This is a genomic window from Pseudomonas sp. GV047 (assembly GCF_003058245.1).
GTDB classification, from domain to species: Bacteria; Pseudomonadota; Gammaproteobacteria; order Pseudomonadales; family Pseudomonadaceae; genus Aquipseudomonas; species Aquipseudomonas marginalis.
Genome location: NZ_QCWA01000012.1, coordinates 18,112 through 40,838, shown reverse-complemented (window position 1 = coordinate 40,838; position 22,727 = coordinate 18,112). Strand labels below are relative to the sequence as shown.

The 22,727-nt window shown below is 64.4% G+C and carries 17 protein-coding genes and 2 pseudogenes; 8 read left to right on the top strand and 11 right to left on the bottom strand.

Features of this window, described 5'->3' with window-relative positions; genetic code table 11:
- Positions 1 to 63 precede the first annotated feature (63 nt).
- Positions 64 to 684: a DUF3156 family protein gene (locus tag C8K58_RS25455; RefSeq protein WP_108574572.1), complete on the bottom strand. Its 621-nt coding sequence runs from the start codon at positions 682 to 684 to the stop codon at positions 64 to 66.
- Entirely contained in the window at positions 629 to 2,128 is a 1,500-nt protein-coding gene (locus C8K58_RS25450) for an APC family permease (protein ID WP_108574571.1), read from the bottom strand. The genes C8K58_RS25455 and C8K58_RS25450 overlap by 56 nt, the downstream gene beginning before the upstream one ends.
- A gap of 291 nt (positions 2,129 to 2,419) precedes the next feature.
- On the opposite strand from C8K58_RS25450, the gene C8K58_RS25445 reads away from it, so the two are divergent.
- The gene (locus C8K58_RS25445) at positions 2,420 to 3,748 is read left to right on the top strand and encodes a hypothetical protein (RefSeq protein ID WP_092359662.1); all 1,329 of its coding nucleotides are present in this window, start codon (positions 2,420 to 2,422) and stop codon (positions 3,746 to 3,748) included.
- A 46-nt stretch (positions 3,749 to 3,794) separates the two neighbouring features.
- Here the strand turns inward: C8K58_RS25445 and C8K58_RS33180 are convergent.
- Both C8K58_RS33180 and C8K58_RS33175 read right to left on the bottom strand, forming a co-directional pair.
- Positions 3,795 to 4,076: pseudogene (locus C8K58_RS33180) on the bottom strand (methyl-accepting chemotaxis protein); the annotation flags it as partial.
- A gap of 15 nt (positions 4,077 to 4,091) precedes the next feature.
- Positions 4,092 to 4,334 (bottom strand): annotated as a pseudogene (locus C8K58_RS33175) (PAS domain-containing protein); the annotation flags it as partial.
- 684 nt (positions 4,335 to 5,018) lie between these two features.
- On the opposite strand from C8K58_RS33175, the gene C8K58_RS25435 reads away from it, so the two are divergent.
- From C8K58_RS25435 to C8K58_RS25420, 4 genes are all read left to right on the top strand, one after another.
- The gene (locus C8K58_RS25435) at positions 5,019 to 5,996 is read left to right on the top strand and encodes a helix-turn-helix transcriptional regulator (RefSeq protein WP_108574570.1); all 978 of its coding nucleotides are present in this window, start codon (positions 5,019 to 5,021) and stop codon (positions 5,994 to 5,996) included.
- A 132-nt stretch (positions 5,997 to 6,128) separates the two neighbouring features.
- Positions 6,129 to 7,010, top strand: coding sequence for a transporter (locus tag C8K58_RS25430; RefSeq protein WP_092359667.1), 882 nt, complete (start codon positions 6,129 to 6,131; stop codon positions 7,008 to 7,010).
- A 22-nt stretch (positions 7,011 to 7,032) separates the two neighbouring features.
- Positions 7,033 to 8,196: a nitrate/nitrite transporter gene (locus C8K58_RS25425; RefSeq protein WP_108574569.1), complete on the top strand. Its 1,164-nt coding sequence runs from the start codon at positions 7,033 to 7,035 to the stop codon at positions 8,194 to 8,196.
- A 34-nt stretch (positions 8,197 to 8,230) separates the two neighbouring features.
- The gene (locus C8K58_RS25420; RefSeq protein ID WP_108574568.1) at positions 8,231 to 9,337 is read left to right on the top strand and encodes a class II histone deacetylase; all 1,107 of its coding nucleotides are present in this window, start codon (positions 8,231 to 8,233) and stop codon (positions 9,335 to 9,337) included.
- Positions 9,338 to 9,387: 50 nt separating this feature from the next.
- Here the strand turns inward: C8K58_RS25420 and C8K58_RS25415 are convergent, their stop codons facing one another.
- Both C8K58_RS25415 and C8K58_RS25410 read right to left on the bottom strand, forming a co-directional pair.
- A complete protein-coding gene (locus C8K58_RS25415) occupies positions 9,388 to 10,320 on the bottom strand; it encodes a p-hydroxyphenylacetate 3-hydroxylase reductase component (protein ID WP_092359673.1) in 933 nt (310 codons plus the stop codon).
- 56 nt (positions 10,321 to 10,376) lie between these two features.
- On the bottom strand, positions 10,377 to 11,546 hold the full coding sequence (locus C8K58_RS25410) for a p-hydroxyphenylacetate 3-hydroxylase oxygenase component (protein WP_108574567.1): 1,170 nt from the start codon (positions 11,544 to 11,546) through the stop codon (positions 10,377 to 10,379).
- A 261-nt stretch (positions 11,547 to 11,807) separates the two neighbouring features.
- On the opposite strand from C8K58_RS25410, the gene C8K58_RS25405 reads away from it, so the two are divergent.
- From C8K58_RS25405 to C8K58_RS25395, 3 genes are all read left to right on the top strand, one after another.
- On the top strand, positions 11,808 to 13,295 hold the full coding sequence (locus C8K58_RS25405; protein WP_108574566.1) for an aldehyde dehydrogenase family protein: 1,488 nt from the start codon (positions 11,808 to 11,810) through the stop codon (positions 13,293 to 13,295).
- A 137-nt stretch (positions 13,296 to 13,432) separates the two neighbouring features.
- Complete coding sequence (locus C8K58_RS25400) at positions 13,433 to 14,494, top strand: aromatic ring-hydroxylating dioxygenase subunit alpha (RefSeq protein WP_027603468.1); 1,062 nt, start codon at positions 13,433 to 13,435, stop codon at positions 14,492 to 14,494.
- 29 nt (positions 14,495 to 14,523) lie between these two features.
- Positions 14,524 to 15,474 (top strand): PDR/VanB family oxidoreductase, encoded by a 951-nt coding sequence (locus tag C8K58_RS25395; protein WP_108574565.1) that lies wholly within the window; start codon positions 14,524 to 14,526, stop codon positions 15,472 to 15,474.
- Between the two features lie 6 nt (positions 15,475 to 15,480).
- Here the strand turns inward: C8K58_RS25395 and C8K58_RS25390 are convergent, their stop codons facing one another.
- From C8K58_RS25390 to C8K58_RS25370, 5 genes are all read right to left on the bottom strand, one after another.
- Positions 15,481 to 16,194 carry a GntR family transcriptional regulator gene (locus tag C8K58_RS25390; RefSeq protein WP_108574564.1) on the bottom strand — a complete coding sequence of 238 codons (714 nt, stop codon included), beginning with the start codon at positions 16,192 to 16,194 and terminating at the stop codon, positions 15,481 to 15,483.
- Positions 16,195 to 16,261: 67 nt separating this feature from the next.
- A complete protein-coding gene (locus C8K58_RS25385) occupies positions 16,262 to 18,004 on the bottom strand; it encodes an acyl-CoA dehydrogenase family protein (RefSeq protein WP_108574563.1) in 1,743 nt (580 codons plus the stop codon).
- Between the two features lie 35 nt (positions 18,005 to 18,039).
- A complete protein-coding gene (locus C8K58_RS25380) occupies positions 18,040 to 19,281 on the bottom strand; it encodes a thiolase family protein (RefSeq protein WP_108574562.1) in 1,242 nt (413 codons plus the stop codon).
- Entirely contained in the window at positions 19,278 to 21,152 is a 1,875-nt protein-coding gene (locus C8K58_RS25375) for a feruloyl-CoA synthase (RefSeq protein WP_108574561.1), read from the bottom strand. Before C8K58_RS25375 ends, C8K58_RS25380 begins: the two co-directional genes overlap by 4 nt.
- 62 nt (positions 21,153 to 21,214) lie before the next feature.
- The gene (locus C8K58_RS25370) at positions 21,215 to 22,663 is read right to left on the bottom strand and encodes an aldehyde dehydrogenase (RefSeq protein WP_027603462.1); all 1,449 of its coding nucleotides are present in this window, start codon (positions 22,661 to 22,663) and stop codon (positions 21,215 to 21,217) included.
- Positions 22,664 to 22,727 lie beyond the last annotated feature (64 nt).

Sequence of the window (22,727 nt, the reverse complement as noted above, 5' to 3'; positions counted from 1 at the left end):
TATATAGGCGCAACAAGTCCGTGATACCGACTGTAGAAGCACTAATGATGCCAATTCCTCAACTCAGATCGCGCCCAATACCCGCTGCAAACCCGCCAGCACCGTCAACAGCCCATCACGCTGCGCGCCGCTCAAGGGGATGTAGCGCCGGAACGCCGGCATGCGGTTGACCACCTCGCTGCCACCCATGTGTTCAAGCCGTACGTGCCATTGCTGCCCGCTCAAATCGAGGTGCAGGCGCTTGAAGTCCAGCCCCATCAACGCTTGATGCAGGTCGGGGTCATCGTTCAAGGCCGCCTGGAGCCTGGCCAGCAAATCCGGCGCTCCCGCCCGTTGCCGGCAGGCCAGCCCCGTGCGCCGGATCGACCCGCTGTGGTGCAGTTCAAAGCGCGCACTGCCCTGCTCTGAGGCGGGCACCGTGAACATGAATTCGGTCATGACCAGGTGCATCAGCAATTGCGCTTCGGTGCGCTCGGCCACGTCGACCTGAAGGCCGATGTCGTCCAGGCAAAACCTTGCCTGGGCTGGCCCCGTCGAGGTGAAACTCGCCAGCCCGAGGTTGCGCCGCACGTACTCAAGCGTGACCCCAGGCCGGTAACCGGACGGGGCCCGTTGGGCGCTGAACAGCTCAGACAGCTTTTGCAGCCTGCTCGAGATAAGGGTTGTGAGGGTTGCCAGGCTCATGGGAAAACTCCTTGGCCAGCACTTCTTCTACCGAAGCCGGCTTGAATGGATTGACCTTCTGTACCACCAGTGTCCAGAACAGCGCGTATGAAGCCGTGATCCCGAGCATCACCCCGAACGGCACATAAATGTCCGCAGGGTTCATGCCCGGCGGGGTAATGAACCACATGCCCAGCAAGATGCCGACGCTGGAAAGAATCTGTGGCAACGGGAAGAACGGCGAACGATAGGCCCGTGGCAGGTCCGGACGACGAATGCGCAGGATCACCACCGACAGCGTCACCAGCAGATAAGAGAAACTCCACGCACACACCGCCGCCAGCACCAGGTGCATGATGTTATCGGTGTTGCCGCCCAACCACAGGGCATACAGGCACGGAATCAGCATCGCTACCAGGATGCACAGCAGCGGCGTCTTGAAACGCGGGTGCAAATATGTGAAGACCTTGGGCAACGCGCCGTCCACCGCCATGCCGTAGAGAATCCTCGGCACGCCCGCCATCAGCGTGTTGATGGTGGCGGCACCGGCGAACAGGAAACCGATCCCCAGCCACAGCGGGCCAATATCGCCCATGACCTGCTGGGCAAAGCGTGGGATTGCCATGGGCGTGTCGAGCAGGTGCACGCCCGTGGCGGCATCCAGCACCACGTTTTCCACCTGGCGCTTCATTGCCGCGCCGTAGATAAACATGCAGGTCGCAACGCTCATCAAGCCGAAAATCATGGCCTTGGGCATGACCTTGGCCGAATTGCGCAGGTCCGGGGCCAACGGTGTGACGAACTCGCAACCGACGAACATGAACATGGCCATGCCCACCAGCGACAGAATGGTGACCAGGTCGGTACCCACCAGCGACACGCCGAACCAGCCCTCCAACTGCACCGCCGGGGCCGCGATCAGGCCGAGCACGCCGAACACCATCAGGGTGGTCCACATGCCGAAGGTCAGGATGATCTCGGCCCTGCCGAAGGCGCTGACGCCAAAGGCATTGAGAACACCGAACACCACGACAAACCCCACCCCCAGCAACCAGGAGCCGCCAGCGGACTCCGCCAGGGTATTGAGGTGTTCGAAGTTCACCAGGGCCATGACCCCGGACAGAATCGTCTCGGCCGTGCCGGCGAACACGTGCACGATCAGGTACGCCGACAGGGTGCCGGTGATCGCAAAGAAACGGCCCATGCCGCAATTGATGTAGTCGTAGACCGAGCCGGTGGTCGGCAGGATCGAGGCGGCCTCGGCGAAGGTGGTCGCCTGGGCCAGCATCATCACCACCGCAATCAGCATGGCCACCGCGAAGGCGCTGCCGCCGATACCGAAGCCCATGGTCGCGGTGAGAATCACCGGGCTGGCCATGATCAGGCCGATGGTGCTGGCCAGCGCGGTCGGAAACCCGACGCTGCCGCGTTTCAAATGCTGTGTGAGCCGGTCATTGATCGACATGGTGCGGATCCTCGAAAGCGGATTTCTGAGTGGATGCATCGAGCCGTTCAAGGAGCCGGCGATAAAGCCCTCCCCAGCCAGTCCCTGATCGAAACGGCATCGTGCGCAAAATCACTGTGCACTTCCCGAGCACCGAGCGTCTTGCCCATGTCTGCCGTGGCTTTTGTTGCTGCCTGCCAAGGCATGCGGCTTGGCGGGCAGGATCAATTACGTGGCACGCAGGTGAAAGACTTCCTCCGCCTGGGGTCATCTTAATGCGCCCTCGACTTAACCAAGCTGGGGACTATAACAATGGAGCACACCTTGAAAATACGCACGCAATCCTTGGCCGTCGGCCTGGGTATCGCGCTGTTGATCGGCCATTCACCGGCCCAGGCCTATGAGCTGTACGCCGACGAGGACACCCACCTGAATGCGGACTTCCTGGCGGTCTACGGCCTGTTCAACAGCCGTCACAACTACGACGGCACAGCGGGCGGCTCGACCTGGCGCGAGGGTTTCATCAAGTACGGGGTGAGCGGCGACCAGGGCCTGGCCGGGCACGGCACCGCGTATGGCGCGCTCAATTGGGTCAGCTCCGGCACCTGGGGCGATGGCGATGCGGCGGGCAACACCGATGGCAGCGAACGCACCACCAAAATCGAAGACGCCTACCTGGGATGGCGCTCGGCCGACCTGTTCCCGGCGCTGGGCAAGGACGGTGTGGATTTTTCCGTCGGGCGCCAGGTGGTCAAGATCGGCCGGGGTTTCCTGATCAACGACGACGGACCCAACCTCGGCAAAGGCCCGGCTGACGGTGCACTGAACCGTGGCGGCGCCTATTACCTGGCGGCACGCCACGCCTTCGACCGCACGGCGGTGCTGCGCCTGGGCGGGCAAGAGGGCCTGCACGGCTCGGCGCTGTGGCTCAAGTCGGACAACCGCGCCCAGGCCGAAACCGAACTGGCGGCGGGCACCCTCGACTACACGGCCGCCGCCGGAACGCTGGGGCTGACCTGGGTCCACGGCATGAACGTCACCGACCAGTGGGCCAGCGACTTCCAGAAACAGCGTGAGGGCCTGGACACTTACAGCGTGCGCGGCGAAGGCAGCGCCGGTATCGACAACGCCAGCTTCGCCTTCGAATACGCCTGGCAAGACAAGGACGCGGGGCCGGAAAAAGCCTGGTACGCCGAGGCCGGCTACACCTTCGCCGATGTCGGTTGGTCGCCAAAAGTGACCTACCGCTACACCCGCTACTCGCAAAAATGGGACCCGCTGTTCACCGGGCTCAGCACCGGCTACGGCACCTGGTTCCAGGGTGAAGTCGCCTCCAACTATGCCGGCCCGTTCAACAGCAATACCGGCATCCATCACGTCGGCCTCAAGGCGACGCCCCTGGAGAACCTGACGGTCGGCGCGCTGTACTTCGACTTCAATACCCTGCGCAAACACGACGCGCTGAACCTCGACGCCCGGGAGCTGGACCTGTACGCCGAATGGGCGGTCAACAGCCACCTGATCATCAGCCCGCTGGTGGGCATCTACCAACCCAAGAAGGATGCCGACACCGGTGGTAACCAGGTGGGTGGCAACGGCACCAACCTCTACAGCCAGCTGACCGTGGCCGTGCCCTTCTGACCCCGTTTCAGGAGCTGCGCGACGCAGCTCCGTCCTAACGTTCGTGCTGGTGCAGCATCGTCTGGATCTGATGGGTCGCCTGACGGGTGTTTTCCGCCAGCTTGCGCACCTCATCGGCCACCACCGAGAACCCGCGCCCGACCTCGCCGGCCCTGGCCGCCTCAATGGCGGCGTTCAAGGCCAGCAGGTTGGTCTGGTCGGCAATGCCCTTGATCACACTCACCACCGTGGCGATCTGGCCGTAGGTGGCCTGATTGTGTGCGAGCAGCTGTTGATGGGTGGTCTTCGCCGACTGCTCATCGCTGATATCGCGTACCGCGCCGATCACCCGCGTCAAACGCCCCTGGGCATCGCGCACCGCTCGCCCACGCTCGCGGCACCAGATGTAGTCACGGGTCTTGTGGCGCATCCGGTATTCAAACACGTACTCACCGCTGCCCTGGGGCGCAAGGATTTCCCGGTCGAAGATCGCCATGATCTTCGGCAGGTCATCGGGGTGGGTGATGCTGACCTGCGCGTCCCAGCCGTCGGGCAGCTCATGGGGCGCGTAGCCCAGGAGCAGGCGGAACTGATTGAAAATCCGCATGCGGCTGGCGGGATCCTGCACGTCACCGTTGACCACGGTGATGTCCCAGCAGCCTTCGGTCATGGTGCAGAGCAGCAGCTCCCAGATCTGCGTCTCGTGTTGATGCGCAAGGGCGCGCTGCGCATGCTCGCGCAACTCGGCTTCCAGCGCCTGTTCACGCTGCCCGGCCTGCTCCAGTTGCCGGCGAAGCACGGCAAGTGCCTGTTCGCCGCGCGCCCCTTCGGCAGCCTGATCGCGGGCTGATTCCTCGAGCAACAGCAACTGCCGCGTAGCCTGCGCACGTTGTGTGGCGAGTTGCTCCAGGTCGGCCTGCACCGACGGATAAGCGTGCAGTGCCTGGGTTCCCAACACCTCCCCCGCCAGCAGTTGCTTGAGGACGGCGGCAAGGTCCTGCATCGGCTGTTTTTTCTTGAAGAACATCGGCCTGGCCCTTTCTGATCGAGTCGAAACCCCGGATCTGATCGCAAACCGAGCGTGATTGCTTGTACGAGCCTGCAAGGCCTTTGCGCGTGGCTGCCATCCAAACAAGCCCTGCGTCGGGCGCTATCGTGCATCTGTAGGATGGTGATCGGCTTTCAACCCGTCGATACTTGTCCCCAGGCCCTGCCCACGTCCAAACGACGTTCCGGCCCTTAATGACTTCGTGACGAAAACAATAAGAATGTCGCACAGAGGTACATACGAATGAGCCGTCATGATCATGGTCACGCCAGCCTGCTGGAGGCATTCAGCGCGATGACACTGGAGCTCCAACGCCTGGCGCAGGACAAAGACATAGAACACTTCCACGAAGCGGCGCTGAGCTGCATCCGCCAGTTGCTGCCCTTCGACAGCGCCTGGTGGGGCCGGGCTGCGCTGATTGACGGCCTGCCCGAAGAACACAGCGCCTACCTCTACAACCTGCCCCGCAGCTACCTGGCCGATTGGCAATCGATTCGCCATATCGATGTGACCATTGCCAGGGTCAACGACGTGCCGGGGCAAGCGGTCATCGTCGACATGCGCAACCCCGCCAACGGCCCGGGGCTCAACTGGCTCGGCTCGTGCTACGCGATCGGTGAGTTACTGTGCGTGGTGTACATCGACCCGCAAACCCACCTCAGCGATCACCTCACGCTCTACCGTGCGCCCCACGCCCCACGCTTTACCGAGCAGGACTGCCTGCTGCTGAACAACCTCATGCGGCACCTGGTGGCGGCGGTCTCGGCCAATCAGATTCGTACCCTGGTCGCCATGCGCGAAGCCCTCACCCACCCGCGCAATCTCGCACTTGCCGTGTGCGACCAGCGCGGCACCCTGCACTGTACGGAACGTGGCTTCGTCGACTTGCTGCTGAGCGAATGGCCGGACTGGACCGGCCCTTGCCTGCCGGTCGCGATGGACGCCGAGGGCTATGACGGCAAGCACCTGCAGGTCGAGGCCTCGACGGTCGGCGACCTGCTCCTGCTGGCTGCCCGCAGCCGTACGGTGCTGATGCAACTGAGCCCTCGGGAGAATGCGGTGGCCCAGGGTTTCGGCGAAGGCAAGACCTACAAGGAAGTCGCCCGCGACCTGGGCATGTCGCCCAATACCGTGCGCCATCACATCCGCGCCATCTACAGCAAACTCGGGGTCAAGGACAAAGCCCGAATCGCCCACCTGCTGCACGCCCCGCCTGATTGATCGGCACCACTGACCCGCGCTGACTTTTTCGCTGTCGTTTTGACGGCCACGGGACACCTTTGCGCTTTTTTTGTCCCCCCTGCCACCCACGGGCGAGCCGTTCGCCACACAACACCTCAAAGAAGAGATGCCATGCCCATGATCCACACCTTCACCCGCACCACCACACTGGCCCTGCTCGGCGGCCTGTCGAGCCTGCACGCCAGTGCGGCCGACCTCAACGCCCGGGACTTTTTCGGCGCCCCCTCGGGCACCAGCCTGGGCGTGCTGTACCTGCCGGCAAGCCGCGCCAGTGACTTCCATGGCCCGGCCGACAGCACCGGCAAGGCCGACCTGAAGGTCAACGCCGTGGCGTACCGCCAAGTGTTCTTCACCGACCTCTGCGGCACCCTCTGTACCCCACAGTTCATCGTGCCTTTCGCCGACATCAACGCCCGCCTGCCGGGTGCCGGCCAGCACAGCGCAGAAAGCGGTTTCGGTGATCCCCAGGTCGGCGGCACGGTGTTTTTCATCAACGATCCGGCCTCGCGCACCTACAGCGGCCTACTGACCCTGATCACCCTGCCTGTGGGCGAATACCACGGTAACAATCCCGATGTATCGCCCGGTGCCAATCGCTGGGGCACCACCTTTGTCTACAACTACACCCAGGGCATCGGCGAAAAGTGGGTGCTGGAAGCCAACCTCGAAGCCCAGCTCTACGGCAAGAACGACAACTACTTCGGCAGCGACCTGAAACAGGACCCGCTGTACCGCCTGCAAGCCTTTGCCTCCTACGACTTCACACCCAGCACCTACGGCGCACTGCGACTGATCCACGCCGATGGCGGCGAATTGCGGATCAATGACCAGCGCATCGACAACACCCACAAGCGCTACACCCAAGTGGGCTTCGAGGTTGGTCACTGGCTGGATAAACAGAACCAGTTGATGTTCGGCCTCTCGCAGAACGTCGCCACCGACAACGGCTATCACGGTACCGACGCGCTGCTGCGCCTGGTCCATGTGTTCTGAATCCCCTCATCGGAGCTTGCCCATGAACACCCAGACCCAACCGCTGACCGATGAACGCGCCCACGCCTCATCCCCATTGGCATTGCTGGCCGCCATTGTGCTGTTCGCTGCCATCACCCCGACCATTCTCATGACCGCACCGGCCGTGGCTGCGCAACTGGCGACGCAATGGCAGTTGAGCCCGTCACAGATCGGGGACCTGTTCTCCACCGAACTCGGCGCCATGAGCCTGGCCACCCTGCCCGCACTGTGGTGGCTCAAGCGTGTCGACTGGCGCCGCGCCGCCTTGCTGGCCGGGTTGCTGTTCATCGCCGCCAACCTGCTTTCAATGCTGGCCCACGACTACCCGATACTCCTGGCACTGCGCTTTTGCAGCGCCCTGGCCGGTGGCTCGTTGATGATCATCTGCCTGTCCAGTGCGGCCTCCACGGCCAATCCCGGGCGTGTCTACGGGTTATGGGTGATGGGGCAACTGGTGGTCGGGGCGATCGGTCTGAGCATCCTGCCCCGGCTGTTCGAGCACTACGGGCTGTCAGCCTGCTACCTGATCCTCGCCGCCTTGATGACGCTCTTGCTGCCCCTGGCACGGCACTTTCCCCAGGGCAGCCCGGCGCCTGAAAAAGCCGCCGAGCGCATCGCCCTCGCCTCCCGGTGGAAAGCCGCACTGGGCATTCTGGGCCTGCTGAGTTTCTACGTCAGCCTGAGCGGTGTCTGGACCTTTATCGGTTCCATCAGCAGCCATGCCGGCCTCTCTGCCGAGGCCAGTGGCGAGATTCTGGCGCTCGCCACGGTGATGGGCATCGTCGGGGCCGGTTGTACCTCGCTGATCGGCGACCGTCTGCCACGCCTGTTGCTGTTACTGCTGGGGTACGCGTTGATGGCAGGCGCCGTGCTGTTGCTGCTGGGCCAGCCCGACATGCTGCGTTTTGCCTTGGCGGCGCTGCTCTTCAAGTTCACCTGGACCTTCATCCTGCCGCTGGTCCTGGCCTGCCTGGCCGACCTCGACCGCTCCGGAAAATTGATGAACACCTCCAACCTGGTGATCGGTGGCGGCCTGGCCATCGGCCCGACCGTGGCTGGCCGGATGATCGAAGCCAGCGGCGGCTTCCAATCACTGCTGATCGCAGGGGCGTGCATCACCGTGCTGTCCCTGGTGTTGATACTGGGCAGCCGCCCGAATGCCTGACAGGCCCTTTTACCCCAACGAAAATGGAAAGACGATGAGCCGAAAAAGTGCATTTTTCTTCGACGAACTCAGCCTCTGGCACAGCGCCGGGTTGCACGCCTTGACCTTACCGGTGGGCGGGTGGGTGCAGCCGCCTGCCGCCGCCGGCCACGCCGAGTCACCGGAAACCAAGCGTCGCTTGAAGAGCCTGCTGGACGTTTCCGGCCTGACCCGCCACTTACAGGTGCGCAGTGCCAACGCGGCCACCGATGAAGACCTGCTGCGGGTGCACACGCCCAACTACCTGCAACGCTTCAAGGCGATGAGCGATGCCGGGGGCGGCGAATTGGGGCCCCACGCGCCCATCGGGCCAGGCAGTTATGAAATAGCCAGGCTCTCCGCCGGGCTGGCCATGGCGGCAGTGGATGCGGTGCTGTGCGGCGAAGTCGACAATGCCTATTCTCTGTCACGCCCACCCGGCCACCACTGCCTCGCCGACAACGCCATGGGCTTCTGCTTCCTGGCCAACATCGCCATCGCCATCGAAGCCGCAAAAGCACGGCGTGGCCTGGGCAACGTCGCGGTGATCGACTGGGACGTGCACCACGGCAACGGCACCCAATCGATCTTCGAAGAGCGCGGCGACGTGCTGACGATTTCCCTGCATCAGGACGGCTGTTTCCCGGCAGGTTACAGCGGTGAAGCGGATCGCGGGCGCGGCGCGGGGCTGGGCGCGAATATCAATATCCCGCTGCCCCCCGGCAGCGGTCATGAGGCGTATCTGCACGCGATGGAGCGTATCGTGATTCCGGCGCTGGAGCGCTTCGAGCCGGAATTGATCATCGTCGCCTGCGGCTACGACGCCAACGCGGTCGACCCACTGGCGCGAATGCTGTTGCACAGTGACTCGTTCCGGCACATGACCCGTCTTGTACGCCAAGCAGCCGAAAGCCTGTGCCAGGGCCGCCTGGTGCTGGTGCACGAAGGCGGCTACTCCGAAGCCTATGTACCGTTTTGCGGGCTGGCGACCATTGAGGAATTGGTGGGCGTCAGGACACAGGTCGGCGACCCCATGCTGGAGTTTGTGCAGTTGCAGCAACCGAACGCGGCGCTGGCGGCGTTTCAGTTGCGCGTAGTCGATGAGTTGGCCGAAGCCCGCTGAGCGTGACGCAAAAAAATCCGATGCCGTTGCCGGCATCGGATCTTGGCCAGTCAGCAGTGGCTGATCAGTCCCTTCAACACCGTCTTGAAGGTGTCGATCTGGTCCTGGCTGAACTCGGCGAACACCTTCTCCTGCTGTTCCCGTGCAATGGCCCAGAGGTCTTCGGTCTGCTCGATACCCGCCGCGGTCAGGCGCACGCCGTGCTCGTCGTCATCGACCAGCCCCTTGCGCTTGAGGTTGGCCACGGCGTCGTCGATTTCCCGCACCGGCATCGCCACTTCACGCAGCAGGTCGCCAGCGCTCAGGCAGGCGTCGTTCTCCAGCACCATCAGCATCCGCGCCTCGTTGGTGCGCAGGCCGGTGGACAGTTGCCGGGGCTGGTAGCTGGACTGGTAGGCGCGTACCGCCTGGGTCATCAGGTAATACAGGTTATGGCTCAGGCGCCCCTGGAAGTGGCTGCTCGGCGGCTGGCTTTCGTCGCGCCTGGTCATGCGCGTGTGGGGCAGGACCATGGAGTAGGCGCCCTGGTGGTAGAGCAGCGGCGAGCGCCCGAAATCGTCGAAGGCCACCACCTTGCCGATCATGATCCAGTGATCGCCGCCATCCACCTGCTGGTATTTCTCGCAGTGAAAACGTGCCGCACAATCGGCGAACACCGGCGCCCCGCCCTCCCCCGGTGCATAGGCGATCTCGGCGAAGCGGTCGTCCTTGGGCCGGGCAAAATTGTTCGAGAGGTCGATCTGGTCCGCCGCCAGCACGTTGACCGCGAAGTGGCTGGCCTCCTCGAATACCCCGTGACTGCTGGAGCGTTTGTCGATGCTCCACAGCACCAGCGGTGGGTCCAGGGACACCGAGTTGAAGCTGTTGGCGGTAACGCCCACCTTGCGGCCGGAGGCGTCGGCGGCGGTGACCACGGTCACGCCCGTGGCAAAGTTGCCCAGGGCCCGGCGAAAGGCGCGTGGGTCGAAGGTCGATTCAGACATGCAAGACTCCCGGGCTGCGTCAGGCGCAGCCCTGATTGTTGTTTTCAAAAGCAGCTTCAGATCATGCTCGGATCGGGCTCCAGGCCCATCAGCTCGCGGCCGAGGATCTGTGCACAGACGTCGTAGTCGGTGTAGGCATGGGCGCCGGTCATGTGCGAGTCGCGGAACAGGCGCTGCATCTCGTTGTGCTCGAACCAGGCGTTGCCGCCGGCGGCTTCGAACAGACGGTCCACCGCCTGGATGCACATCTTGGTCGCGTAGGCCTGGTTGGTGCGCCAGAACGCCAGGGTCTGGCGGCTGGGGTAGCGCTGCTGCTCACTGTGTTCAGCGTGTTCGTCCCAGGTTTTTTCGAGGAAGGCGCGCGCGGCGGCCACCTGGTGCGTCGACTCGGCCAGGCGCATCAACGCCGGGGTCGCGGCACCGACCGCCGCGCCGGTGTAGGCGCGCACGCGGGTCTTGGTCTTTTCGCGGAACACCTCGAGCATCCGCTCGGCGACGCCCAGGCTGACGGTGGAAAAACCGCTGGCAAAATACGGCCGGTACGGCGAATAGAAAATCCTGCTGTCGGGGTACAGCCCGAAGCCGGCGGACTTGCCTTCCATCATGTCCTTGGCTTTCTGGATGCGGTGTTCCGGCACCCAGGCCTTGTCGATGATCAAGGTCTTGGTGCCGCTGCCCTTCATGCCGGCGGCAAACCAGTCATCGCGGATCTGGTAGTCACTGCGCGGCAGCACCGCGAAGCAGTAATCCTGGGTGCCCTGGGGGTTGTTGCGGCGGAAACCCACGATCGCCCACTCGGCGTGATCACAGCCGCTGCTCCAGCCCATTTCCCCGCTGAACAGCACGCCGCCCTCGACTTCCTCGGTGCGCCCGAACGGCGCGATGCTGCTGCTGGCCGTGGCATCCGGGTCAGTGCCCCAGACCTCCTGCTGCAGTTGGGCCGAGAACAGTGCCAATTGATGGCTGTGGGTACACAACAGGCTCATGGCCCAGGCCGTGCTGGCGCAGGCCCCGGCGAGCAAGGCGATGCAGTCGGCAAACTGCGGCAGCGACAACTCCATGCCGCCGAACACTTTCGGCTGAAACACACGGTGCATGCCGATGCTCTTGAGCAGCGCAATATTCTCGGCGGGCACCTGGCGGTCCTGCTCGGCCACGAAGGCATTGGCGGCGATGGTCGGCAGGATGGACTTGAGATCTTCAAGGAGCGGGTTTGGCTTTTTCATGGATGGCCCTGCTTATTATTGGATGTCCGGGCAGCGCCAGAAATCAAGGCGCGGCACCGGATGCAGGGCCAGTATGGAGCGTGCCTTCCTGGCAGGACATGCACCTTCCAGAGTCAAGATTGTACTTTCCAAAGGCTGCGGCTGATCCGTCGTGCACAGGCGCTGGCAGCCACAGACATGCCACTGGGCAGCCACAGTCAAGCCCGTTCCGGCCACTGGGATTAACCTCGGGCTTTTCAATCTCTGCCACCAGGAAACCCCATGAGCGATATTCCACTGCTGCCCCAGGTTGAAGCCTTCCTCCGTCGAACCCATGGGTTGTTCATTGACGGTGGCTACGTCGAGAGCCATTCCAGCCAGCGGTTGGAGGTGATCAACCCGGCCACCGGCCAGGTCATCGCCGATGTCGCCGACGCCGACCCGGCCGACATTGACGCGGCCGTGGCGTCCGCGAGCCGAGGCTTCAAACAGTGGTCGCAGGTCGCACCGGCGGTGCGCGGCAACGTGCTGTTCAAACTGGCCGACCTGCTGGAGCAACACCGCGAAGAACTGGCACAGATCGAAACCTGCCAGTCAGGCAAGATCATCCAGATTTCCCGCGCCTTCGAAGTCGACCAGGCCGCGCACTTCCTGCGTTACTACGCCGGCTGGGCCACCAAGATCAGCGGCCAGACCATCACCCCATCGTTGCCCTCCTTCGCCGGCGAGCGCTACACCGCGTTCACCCTGCGCGAGCCGGTCGGAGTGGTGGTCGGCATCGTGCCGTGGAATTTCTCGACCATGATCGCCATCTGGAAACTCGCCTCGGCGCTGGTGACCGGTTGCAGCATCATCATCAAGCCCAGCGAGTTCACGCCGCTGACCATCCTGCGCATCGCCGAACTGGCGATTGCCGCCGGCCTTCCCGCCGGTGCGCTGAACGTCTTGACCGGTGGCGGCAGCGTCGGCAAAGGCCTGATCGAACACCCCGGCACCGACAAGGTGTCGTTCACCGGCTCCGTGCCGACCGGGATTGCGGTGGGCCAGAGTGCCATGGGCGCCGGGCTGACCCGCGCCACCCTTGAACTGGGCGGCAAGAACTCGGCCGGGTTCCTGCCCGATGTGGACCTGGACAAGGCCGTCAACGGCATCATCGAAGCAGGCTTTTTGCACTCCGGGCAAATCTGCGCCGCCGCCGAACGCTTCTTTGTGCATCGTTCACAGATCGAAACGGTGATGGACAAACTGGCCCAGCGCCTGAGCACGCTGAACATCGGCTCGCCCCTGGATGAGCGCACCGAATTCGGCCCGGTCACCAACCGCCAGCACCAGCTCAAACTCGGCGAGTTCTTCGCCAAGGCCCGTGCCGAAAACAACCGCATCATTCACGGTGGCAACCTGATCGACCGGCCGGGCTGTTACGTCGAGCCGACGATCATCCTCGCCAACAGCGTCAACGACACCCTGCTCAACGAAGAGACCTTCGGCCCCATTGCCACGTTCTTGCCGTACGACAGCGAAGAAGAACTGCTGGCCTTGATGAACAACACCCCCTATGGCTTGAGCGCCAGCCTGTGGACCAACGACCTCAGCAAAGCCCTGCGCATGGTGCCCGCCATCGAGGCCGGCACAGTGTGGGTGAACATGCACACGATGCTGGACCCGGCGGTGCCGTTTGGCGGCAACAAGTCCTCGGGGATAGGCCGGGAGTTCGGCAGCGCCTTCATCGAGGACTACACCGAGTTGAAGTCAGTGATGATTCGCTACTGAATCCAACCAGTGGATCCATTGAAACGTAATCGTCCGATAATCGCCCAATAAAACAACCACAATAGATTGACTCTCCATAAGGCCAGCCATTTAATGGATCCATTAAATAAAAACAATCCGCCGCCTGGAGAGTCATCATGTACCCCAAGAACACCTGGTATGTCGCCTGTACCCCCGATGAAATCGCACACAAGCCCCTGGGTCGACAGATCTGCGGCGAAAAGATGGTGTTTTATCGTGGCCAGGAAGGCGCCGTGGTGGCGGTCGAGGACTTCTGCCCCCATCGCGGCGCGCCGCTTTCACTGGGGTATGTCGAGAACGGCAACCTGGTCTGCGGCTACCACGGCCTGGTCATGGGCGGCGACGGCAAGACCGTGGAAATGCCCGGCCAGCGGGTACGTGGTTTTCCCTGCAACAAGACCTTTGCCGCCGTTGAACGCTACGGCTTCATCTGGGTATGGCCCGGCGATCAGGCCCAGGCCGACCCGGCGCTGATCCACCACCTGGAATGGGCCGTGAGTGACCAATGGGCCTATGGCGGCGGGCTGTTCGATATCCAGTGCGACTACCGCCTGATGATCGACAACCTGATGGACCTGACCCACGAAACCTATGTGCACGCCTCCAGCATCGGCCAGAAGGAAATCGACGAAGCGCCGCCCGTGACCACGGTGGACGGCGATGAAGTGGTCACGGCCCGGCACATGGAAAACATCATGGCCCCGCCGTTCTGGCGCATGGCCCTGCGCGGCAATAACCTGGCCGATGACGTGCCGGTGGACCGCTGGCAGATCTGCCGCTTCACCCCGCCCAGCCATGTATTGATCGAAGTCGGCGTGGCCCACGCCGGCAAAGGTGGCTATAACGCCGCCCCCGAACACAAGGCTGCGAGCATCGTGGTCGACTTCATCACCCCGCAAACCGAGACCTCGATCTGGTACTTCTGGGGCATGGCGCGCAACTTCAACCCCCACGACGAGGCACTGACCGCAAGCATTCGCGAGGGCCAGGGCAAGATTTTCAGCGAGGACCTGGAGATGCTCGAACGCCAGCAACAGAACCTGCTGGCCCATCCGCAGCGCAACCTGCTCAAGTTGAATATCGACGCGGGTGGCGTGCAGTCACGCAAGATCCTGGAGCGACTGATTGCCAAGGAACGCGCCCTCGAACCGCAACTGATCGCCACCACCACCGCCTGAACAGCGCGACAACTTTGCGAGGACTGAACATGATCGATGTGGTGGTGGTATCCCGTAACAACGAAGCCCAGGACATTTGCAGCTATGAGCTGGCCAGTGTCGATGGCCAGCCGCTGCCGGCCTTCAGTGCCGGCGCGCATATTGACGTGCACCTGCCCGATGGGGTTATCCGGCAATATTCCCTGTGCAATCACCCCGAGGAACGTCATCGCTACCTGATCGGCGTGCTCAAGGACCCGGCGTCCCGGGGTGGCTCGCGCAGCTTGCACGAGCAGGTTCACGAGGGCGCCCGCCTGACCATCAGCGCACCGCGCAACCTGTTTCCCCTGGCCGACAACGCGCGACGCAGCCTGCTGTTTGCCGGCGGCATCGGCATCACCCCGATCCTGTGCATGGCCGAGCGCCTGGCCCATACGGGAGCCGACTTCGAGCTGCATTACTGCGCCCGCGCCCGTGAGCGTGCGGCGTTTGTGCAGCGGCTCAAGGCGTCGCCGTTTGCCGCGCGGGTGTTCCTGCATTTCGATGAGCAGCCCCACACCGCGCTGAACATCGCCGAAGTGCTGGCAGCGCCCGCCGATGACGTGCACCTGTATGTCTGCGGCCCTGGCGGGTTCATGCAGCATGTGCTCGACAGCGCACGCGCGCAGGGCTGGCAGGAAGATTGCCTGCACCGCGAATACTTCAGCGCGGCACCGGTGGACAGCAGCCTCGACGGCGGCTTTTCGGTGAAGCTCGGCAGCAGCGGCCAGGTCTTTGAAATTCCCGCCGACAAGACCGTGGTCCAGGTCCTGGAAAGCCATGGCATCGAGATTGCTGTGTCCTGCGAACAAGGGATTTGCGGCACCTGCCTGACCCGTGTGCTGGAGGGCATACCGGAGCACCGCGACCTGTTCCTCACCGAACAGGAACAGGCCCTGAATGACCAGTTCACCCCCTGCTGCTCGCGCTCGAAAACCCCGCTGCTGGTACTCGATATCTGACAGGGTTCACGACGCGGGCAAAATCACCTTCATGCGCGCGGCGGTGGTGGCTGAACTGAAGATCTCGGCATAGCGCAACGTCGCGTTGGCGTGTTCGCGCATGATGGCTTCGGCCCGCGCGCCCTGGCGATTGACCAGGGCATCGAAAACCGAATGATGCTGCATGTGGGCATAGTTGAAGCGTCGGTACTCGCGGGCCATGTCCTCGCGATCCACCGCCAGCGCGGTCACCGAAGCGAACGGCAAGTGATCATTGCGGGCCAGCGCGTCGGCGATCGCCGGGTTGTGGCTGCCTTCGACGATGACCTGGTGAAAGCGCATGTTCAGGTCGTGATAGACCTCAAGGTCATCCTCGGTCACATAGCCCTTTTCGAACAGTTGATCGCCTTCCACCAGGCAGCGCTCCAGCGCCGCACGCGCCGCAGTGGACAAGCCCTGCTCGGCGGCTTGCCGTGCCGCCAGGCCTTCCAGGACGCCGCGCACTTCGACGGCGCCGGCAATGTCGCTGGGGCTGACCGAGCGCACCTGATAGCCGCGCCCGCCAAACGGCACCAGCAGTCCTTCTTGTTCGAGGGTACGAAAGGCCATGCGCACGGGCATGCGCGACACGCCGAACAGCTGCGCCGTGGGAATCTCCATCAGCCGCTCGCCCGCCGCCAACTCCCCGCTGGCAATCATCTTGCGCAGTGCAACCAGCACCAATTGACCGGGTTTACTCATCCAGGCAACTTCCAGAAAACGTGAGCCGCCATGGTACCGCAAGTAGTACCGCAAGCACCTGGCCGCGTCAGATGAACGCCAGCGCTGCCCGTGCCCCGTCTATGGCGCCCAGGTGCTGCGCCAGCCGCGAGGGCAGGTAATCGAAAAAGAAACCGGCGCTTTGCAGCTTGGCGGCACGCAGCGGATCGTCTTCGCGCAGGGCCCTGGAGACCCGCGCGGCCCGCGCCCAGGCAAAGGCCAGCAACGCCACGCCACAGAGCTGGAGGAAATCCGGCGCCGCCCGATAGGGGTATTCACTGTCTTCGTGCGCGCGTTCACGAATGGCGTGCACCACACTGGCCAACGCGTCGCACAGGCTGGCCAACGCAGCGGAAAAGCCTGCGCATTCCTCATACTGTCTGCCCTGCGCGGCCTCGGCGCGCAACTCGGCCAGCAGCAGGCCAAAGGCTCGGCCGTCATCCCCCAGCACCTTGCGCAGCAACAGGTCATTGGCCTGGATCTCGTTACTGCCCTCGTAGATCATCGCGATGCGACTGTCCCGCAGGGTTTGCTCGATGGCGAACTCGGTGACGTAGCCGTAACCGCCGAACACCTGCAGCCCCTGGCTGGCCTGGCGAAAGCCCTGTTCGGTGAAAAACGCCTTGATGATGGGGGTCAGCAGCGGCGCCAACTGCGCCGCCGACGGGTCCTGGCCGTGCTCGGCCTGATCAAGCAGGTGCGCCGCCCAATAGCCGATGGCGCGCATGCCCTCGCTGGTGGTGCGCAGCTCCAGCAACACGCGGCGCATGGCCGGGTGATAACGGATCGGGTCAGCCGCCTGGGCCACCACCTCTTCCGGCCTTGACGGCGCACGCATCTGCAAGCGCTCGGCGGCGTACTGGCGGGCGTTCTGCCAGGCCGCCTCGACATGCCCCAGGCCTTGCAGGCCCACATGCAGGCGCGCCGAATTCATCATCACGAACATCGCCGCCAGGCCGCGATTGGGCTCGCCGACCAGCCAGCCCTGGGCGGCGTCGAACACCAGGGAGCAGGTGGCGCTGCCCTTGATGCCCATCTTGTGTTCGATGCCGTCGCAGTGCACGCCATTGGCCTGGCCATCGTCCAGCTGCCTGGGCACCAGGAACAGTGAAATGCCACGGCTGCCCGGCGGCGCATCGGGCAGGCGCGCCAGCACCAGGTGCAGGATATTCGCCGTGAGGTCGTGCTCGCCGCCGGAGATAAACAGCTTGCTGCCGCTGAGGCGATAACTGCCATCCGCCTGGGGTTGCGCGCGACAGCGCAGCAAGCCGACATCGCTGCCGGCCTGGGGCTCGGTCAGGCACATGGTGGGCAAGGCCTGGCCGCTGACGATGTCGGGCAGGTAGCGCGCCTGCAACCATGGGGCGGCGTGGGCCTTGAGACACAGGTAGGCACCGTGGGCGATCCCGGTGTACATGGCCCAGGCGTGGTTGCTGGCATAGAGCATCTCTTGCAGCGCCGCATCGAGCAGTTGCGGCAAGCCCTGCCCGCCCTGCTCCTCAGCACACGCCAGCGCCGGCCAGCCCCCCTCGACATAGGCGCGATAGGCCTCGACGAAGCCGTCCGGGGTGCTGACCCGGCCCGCCTGCCAGCGGCAGCCCTGGCGATCACCGCTGCTATTCAACGGCGCCAGCACGCCCTGGCTGAAGCGTGCCGCCTCCTCCAGCACCTGTACTGCCAGCGGCAGGTCCAGGGCCGCGAATGCCGGGTGGCGCTGCCAGGTATCGGGCGCCTGCAGCCAGTGTTCCAGGACAAATTGCATATCGCCCAGGGGCGCCTCATAGCTCCACATCGGAACACCTCATCGACAAAAAAGAATCGTGCGCTTCAAGCCCGGTAGGCAGGGTTCTCGATCAGCAACGCCATGCCCTGCCCGCCGCCCACGCACGCCGCAGCAATCCCGTAGCGCAGGTTGTGCTGGCGCAGTTGCCGGGCCAGGGTCATCACCAGGCGCAGGCCGGTGGCAGCCAACGGATGCCCCAGGGCAAGGGAACCGCCCTCGACGTTGAGGCGGCTGCTGTCCAGCTCCAGTTCATGGGCAACCGCCAGTACCTGGGCGGCCTGGGCTTCGTTGATTTCGAAGCGGCCGATGTCGCCCAGGTTCAAGCCGCTGCGTTGCAGCAGCAGGCGGATCGCCGGTGCCGGGCCGATGCCCATGAACTCGGGGGCCACACCGACCACCGCGCTGGCCAGCAGCCGCGCCAGGGCCGGGCGCGTGCAGGCCGAGGCACGCCCCACCAAAGCCGCCGCCGCACCATCGACCACCGCGCAACTGTTGCCGGCGGTTTGCACGCCGCCTGGATGCACGGCGCGCAAGCGCGTCAGGGCCTCAAGGTCGGTAGGACGTGGGTGGCTGTCGGCGCTGACGGCACTCGCCCGGCGCGCGAGGCTGATGCCCCTGGGCTGGTACCCCTCAAGCTCGAACACCTGGTTATCGACCGTGACGATTTCTTCCGCCCACGCGCCGTCACGTTGCGCCTGCAAGGCACGCTGATGGCTGTCGCAGGCGTAGCGGTCCACGGCCTTGCGGCTCAGGCCATAACGGCGCGCCAGGTTGTCGGCGGTGGCGATCATGTCCAGGCCGGGGGCCGGGTCGTACAGGGCCTCCCAGAGAAAATCCTTGAATTGCACCTCGCCGCCGAGGCGAAACCCATCCCGATGGGTGTAGGCCGCAATCGGGTTGCGCGACATGGATTCACTGGCCACGCACAGCGCCAGTTGCACCTCGTCGCGCAGTTGTTCAGCGGCCTGGCGCAGCAGCTCGAAACCGGTGGCGCAGATGCGCTGCACCCCCAGTGCCGGGACTGCTTGCGCCACCCCGCTGTACAGGCCGATATGCCGGGGCAGCAAGTAGGCATCGAAACTGGCCTGGGCCATGGAGCCGGCCAGCACGCTGTCCACGGCCTGTGGCTCGATGCCGGCCCGGGCCAGTACTTCGCGGCCCACCTTGATTCCCAAATCGATAGGCGACACCTGGGACAGTGCACCGCCAAGGTCGACCCACGGCGTGCGCACCGCCGCGAAAATCGCCGCATCGGCAAACGCCGAGTACTGCCCGGCGCTGTTCAAGGCTTGGGCCCGGCGCGCAGGATCGCAGGGTCTTCACCGCGATACAGCGCCTCGACCCTGGCCGCACGCCATTGCAGCACGGCGCGCTGGTTGATCGAACCCTTGTCGGTGATTTCCCCGCGATCGATAGACGCTGGCTCGTCGAGCAGGGCAATCCATTCCAGGCGACTGGCATTGCCGGTGGCCTCGCGGTTGAGGCGCTGCAACCAGTCGCCGAACCACTGGCGTACCGGTGCGCTGCCCAGCACCTCAGCGTCGCTGGCGTCGGCGCTCAAGCCGGCCAGCCGACGGCACTCGTAGAGCCGGGGGAATACCAGGGCGCCCAGGCATTCGCGGTCCGGCGCGGCAATCACCAGGTCCTGCACATAGGGCGCGCCGTCGAGCACCGCGCGATTGCGCAACGGGCCGACACTGACAAACACCCCGGAAGACAACTTGAAATCCTCGGCAATCCGCCCGTCGAACATCAGCCCCAATTGCGGCTGGTGCGGGTCGGCGAGCTTGATCGCGTCACCTGAACAGTAGAAACCCTGGTCGTCGAACACCTCGGCGGTTTGCTCCGGCGCCCGCCAGTACCCCGGCATGATGTGCGGCCCGCGAAAGCGCCCTTCGAACTTGCCGTCCAACGGCACCAGGCGCACCTCGCAGCCCGGCGCGGGCAAGCCGATGTAGCCGGCCATGGACAACGGCCCGGTGGTGAAGGTGCAGGACGGCGCGGCTTCGGTCATGCCCAGCCCGGCCATCATGCGGATACGTTCACCGCAGTGCTGTTCGGCCACGCGGTCGAGGCGATCCCAGATACTTTGCGACAGGCCGGCGGCGGCGAAGAAGAACAGTTTCATCCGCGCAAAAAAGCGTTCACGCAACTCGGCGTCCTGTTCCAGGGCGTTGACCAGTTCTTCCCAGCCCTTGGGCACCGTCAGGTAGGCCGTGGGCGAGACTTCCTTGAGGTTGCGCAAGGTCTCGGCAAAGCCCTGGGCCGTGGGCTTGCCGTCGTCGAGGTAAAAGGTGCCGCCGTTGTAGAGCACGATGCCGACGTTATGGCTGCCACCGAAGGTGTGGTTCCACGGCAGCCAGTCCACCAGCACCGGCGGTTCCTCACCGAACACCGGGAACGTCTGCAGCAGCATTTGCTGGTTGGCACAAAGCATGCGCTGGGTGGTGATCACCGCCTTGGGCAACTTGGTCGAACCCGAGGTGAACAGGAACTTGGCGATGCTGTCGGGGCCGGTGGCCTGGAACGCCGCGTCGGCCTCGGCGGCGCCCGGCGTTTGCAGCAGGCAGGCGAAGCTGGCCTGAGTGCGCCCAGGCACGTGGCCGCGCACGCTGATCAGCGGGGTCTCGGCCGGCAGGACGGCGTCGATGGCACGCTGGTAAGCCGCCGCATCGCTGACGAACACCAGCCCCGGTTGCAGCAGGTTGCACACATGCCGCAGCTTGGCGAAATCCTGGGACAACAACGAATACGCCGGCGACACCGGGCAATAGGGAATGCCGGCGTACATCGCGCCGAGGGCGACCTGCAAATGCTCGATGTCGTTGCCCGACAGCAAGGCCAGCGGCTTATCCGCCGACAACCCGTAACGCAACAGGCCCTGGGCAATCGCACGCACGCTGTCGAGCATCTCGCGGTAGCTGACCCGGCGCCAATCACCACCGGCCTGGCGGGCCGCGATAAACGTCTGCTCGGGGCGCACCCGGGCCCAATGCACCAGGCGATCGAGCAGGCGCGCCGGCAACTCGGCCAGGGGCTCCAGGGAGCGCATATGCAGCACGCCGTGTTCTTCAGTGACCGCCACCGCTGCGTGGCCGATGGAGACCTCGCGGTATCGCGGTGCGGGCTGGGGTTGCGGTCTGAATTCGGAACTCACAAGGGTGTCCTCCAGCAAGGCGGGTCAACGCCGCCTTGTTATTGTTATGTCGCGACGCCTGCTCAGATCGGGTAATGCCGTGGCCCGTTCTGCAAGGTCACCCAGCGCAATTGCGTGAAGTGCTCGATCGAGGCCTTGCCGCCGAAGCTGCCGTAGCCGCTGGACTTGACCCCGCCAAACGGCATCTGGGCCTCGTCATGCACGGTCGGGCCGTTGATATGGCAAATGCCCGACTCGACACGCTGGGCCAGGGCCAGTGCACGCCCGGTGTCACGGCTGAAGATCGCCGCCGAGAGGCCGAACTCGGAGTCGTTGGCCAGGCGCAACAAGGCTTCATCCCCGTCACCGCGCAGCAGTACCGCCACCGGACCGAAGGATTCTTCGCGGTACAGGCGCATATGCTCGGTAACGCCATCGATCAGGGTCGGCTGCAGGATGCTGCCGTCCAGTTGGCCACCCACCACCAGCCGCGCGCCCTTGGCGAGGGCATCGTCGATCAGGGCCTTGATGCGTGTGCCGGCGCCGGCGTCCACCAGGGAACCCAGAACCGAATCCGCTGCAATGGGATCGCCTGCGCGCAGGGTCGCGACCTTGGCCGCCAGCTTGGCGGTGAACGCATCGGCGACCTTGGCATCGACAATCAGGCGCTCGGTGGACATGCAAATCTGGCCCTGGTTGAAATAGGCGCCAAAGGCCGCCGCTGCCACCGCCGCGTCGAGGTCGGCGTCGTCGAGCACCAGCAACGGCGCCTTGCCGCCCAGTTCCAGCAAGGCCGGCTTGAGGTGACGCGCCGAGAGTTCGCCGACAATCCGCCCCACATGGGTCGAGCCGGTGAAGTTGACCCGGCGCACGGCCGGGTTGGCGATCAGCCGCTCGACAATCGCAGCGGCATCCGCCGGGGCATTGCTGATGACATTGACCACGCCATCGCCCAGGCCGGCGTCCTGCAACACCTGGCCAATCAGGCGGTGCACCGCAGGGCTCAGCTCCGAGGCCTTGAGCACCACGGTATTGCCGCAGGCCAACGGCATGGCGATGGCGCGGGTGGCGAGGATCACCGGGGCATTCCACGGCGCGATGCCCAGTACCACGCCGCAAGGCTGACGCAAGGCCATGGCGAAACTGCCGGGGACATCGGAGGGGATCACTTCACCGGTGATCTGGGTGGTCATCGACGCCGCTTCGCGCAGCATATTGGCCGCCAGGCGCACGTTGAAGCCATACCAGTTGGCCATGGCGCCGGTCTCGCCGGCGGCGGCAATGAATTCGGCGCTGCGCGCCTGCAATTGCTCGGCGGCATTGAGCAGGCGGGTGCGGCGTTCGTTGGGTGCCAGCGCCGCCCACGCGGGGAACGCGGCGTGGGCGGCCGCTACGGCGGCGTCGGCATCTTCCAGGGTGGCGGCGGCCACCCGCGAGACCACTTCACCGGTCACCGGGTTGCGGCGCTCGAAGGTTCGACCGTCACGGGCGGGGCACGACTGGCCGCCGATCAACAGGGGCACGTCCAGCATGGTGATTCCTCTTTATTGTCTTTATCGGGAATACGTTCAAGCAGGGTACAACGGCGCGGCCAGG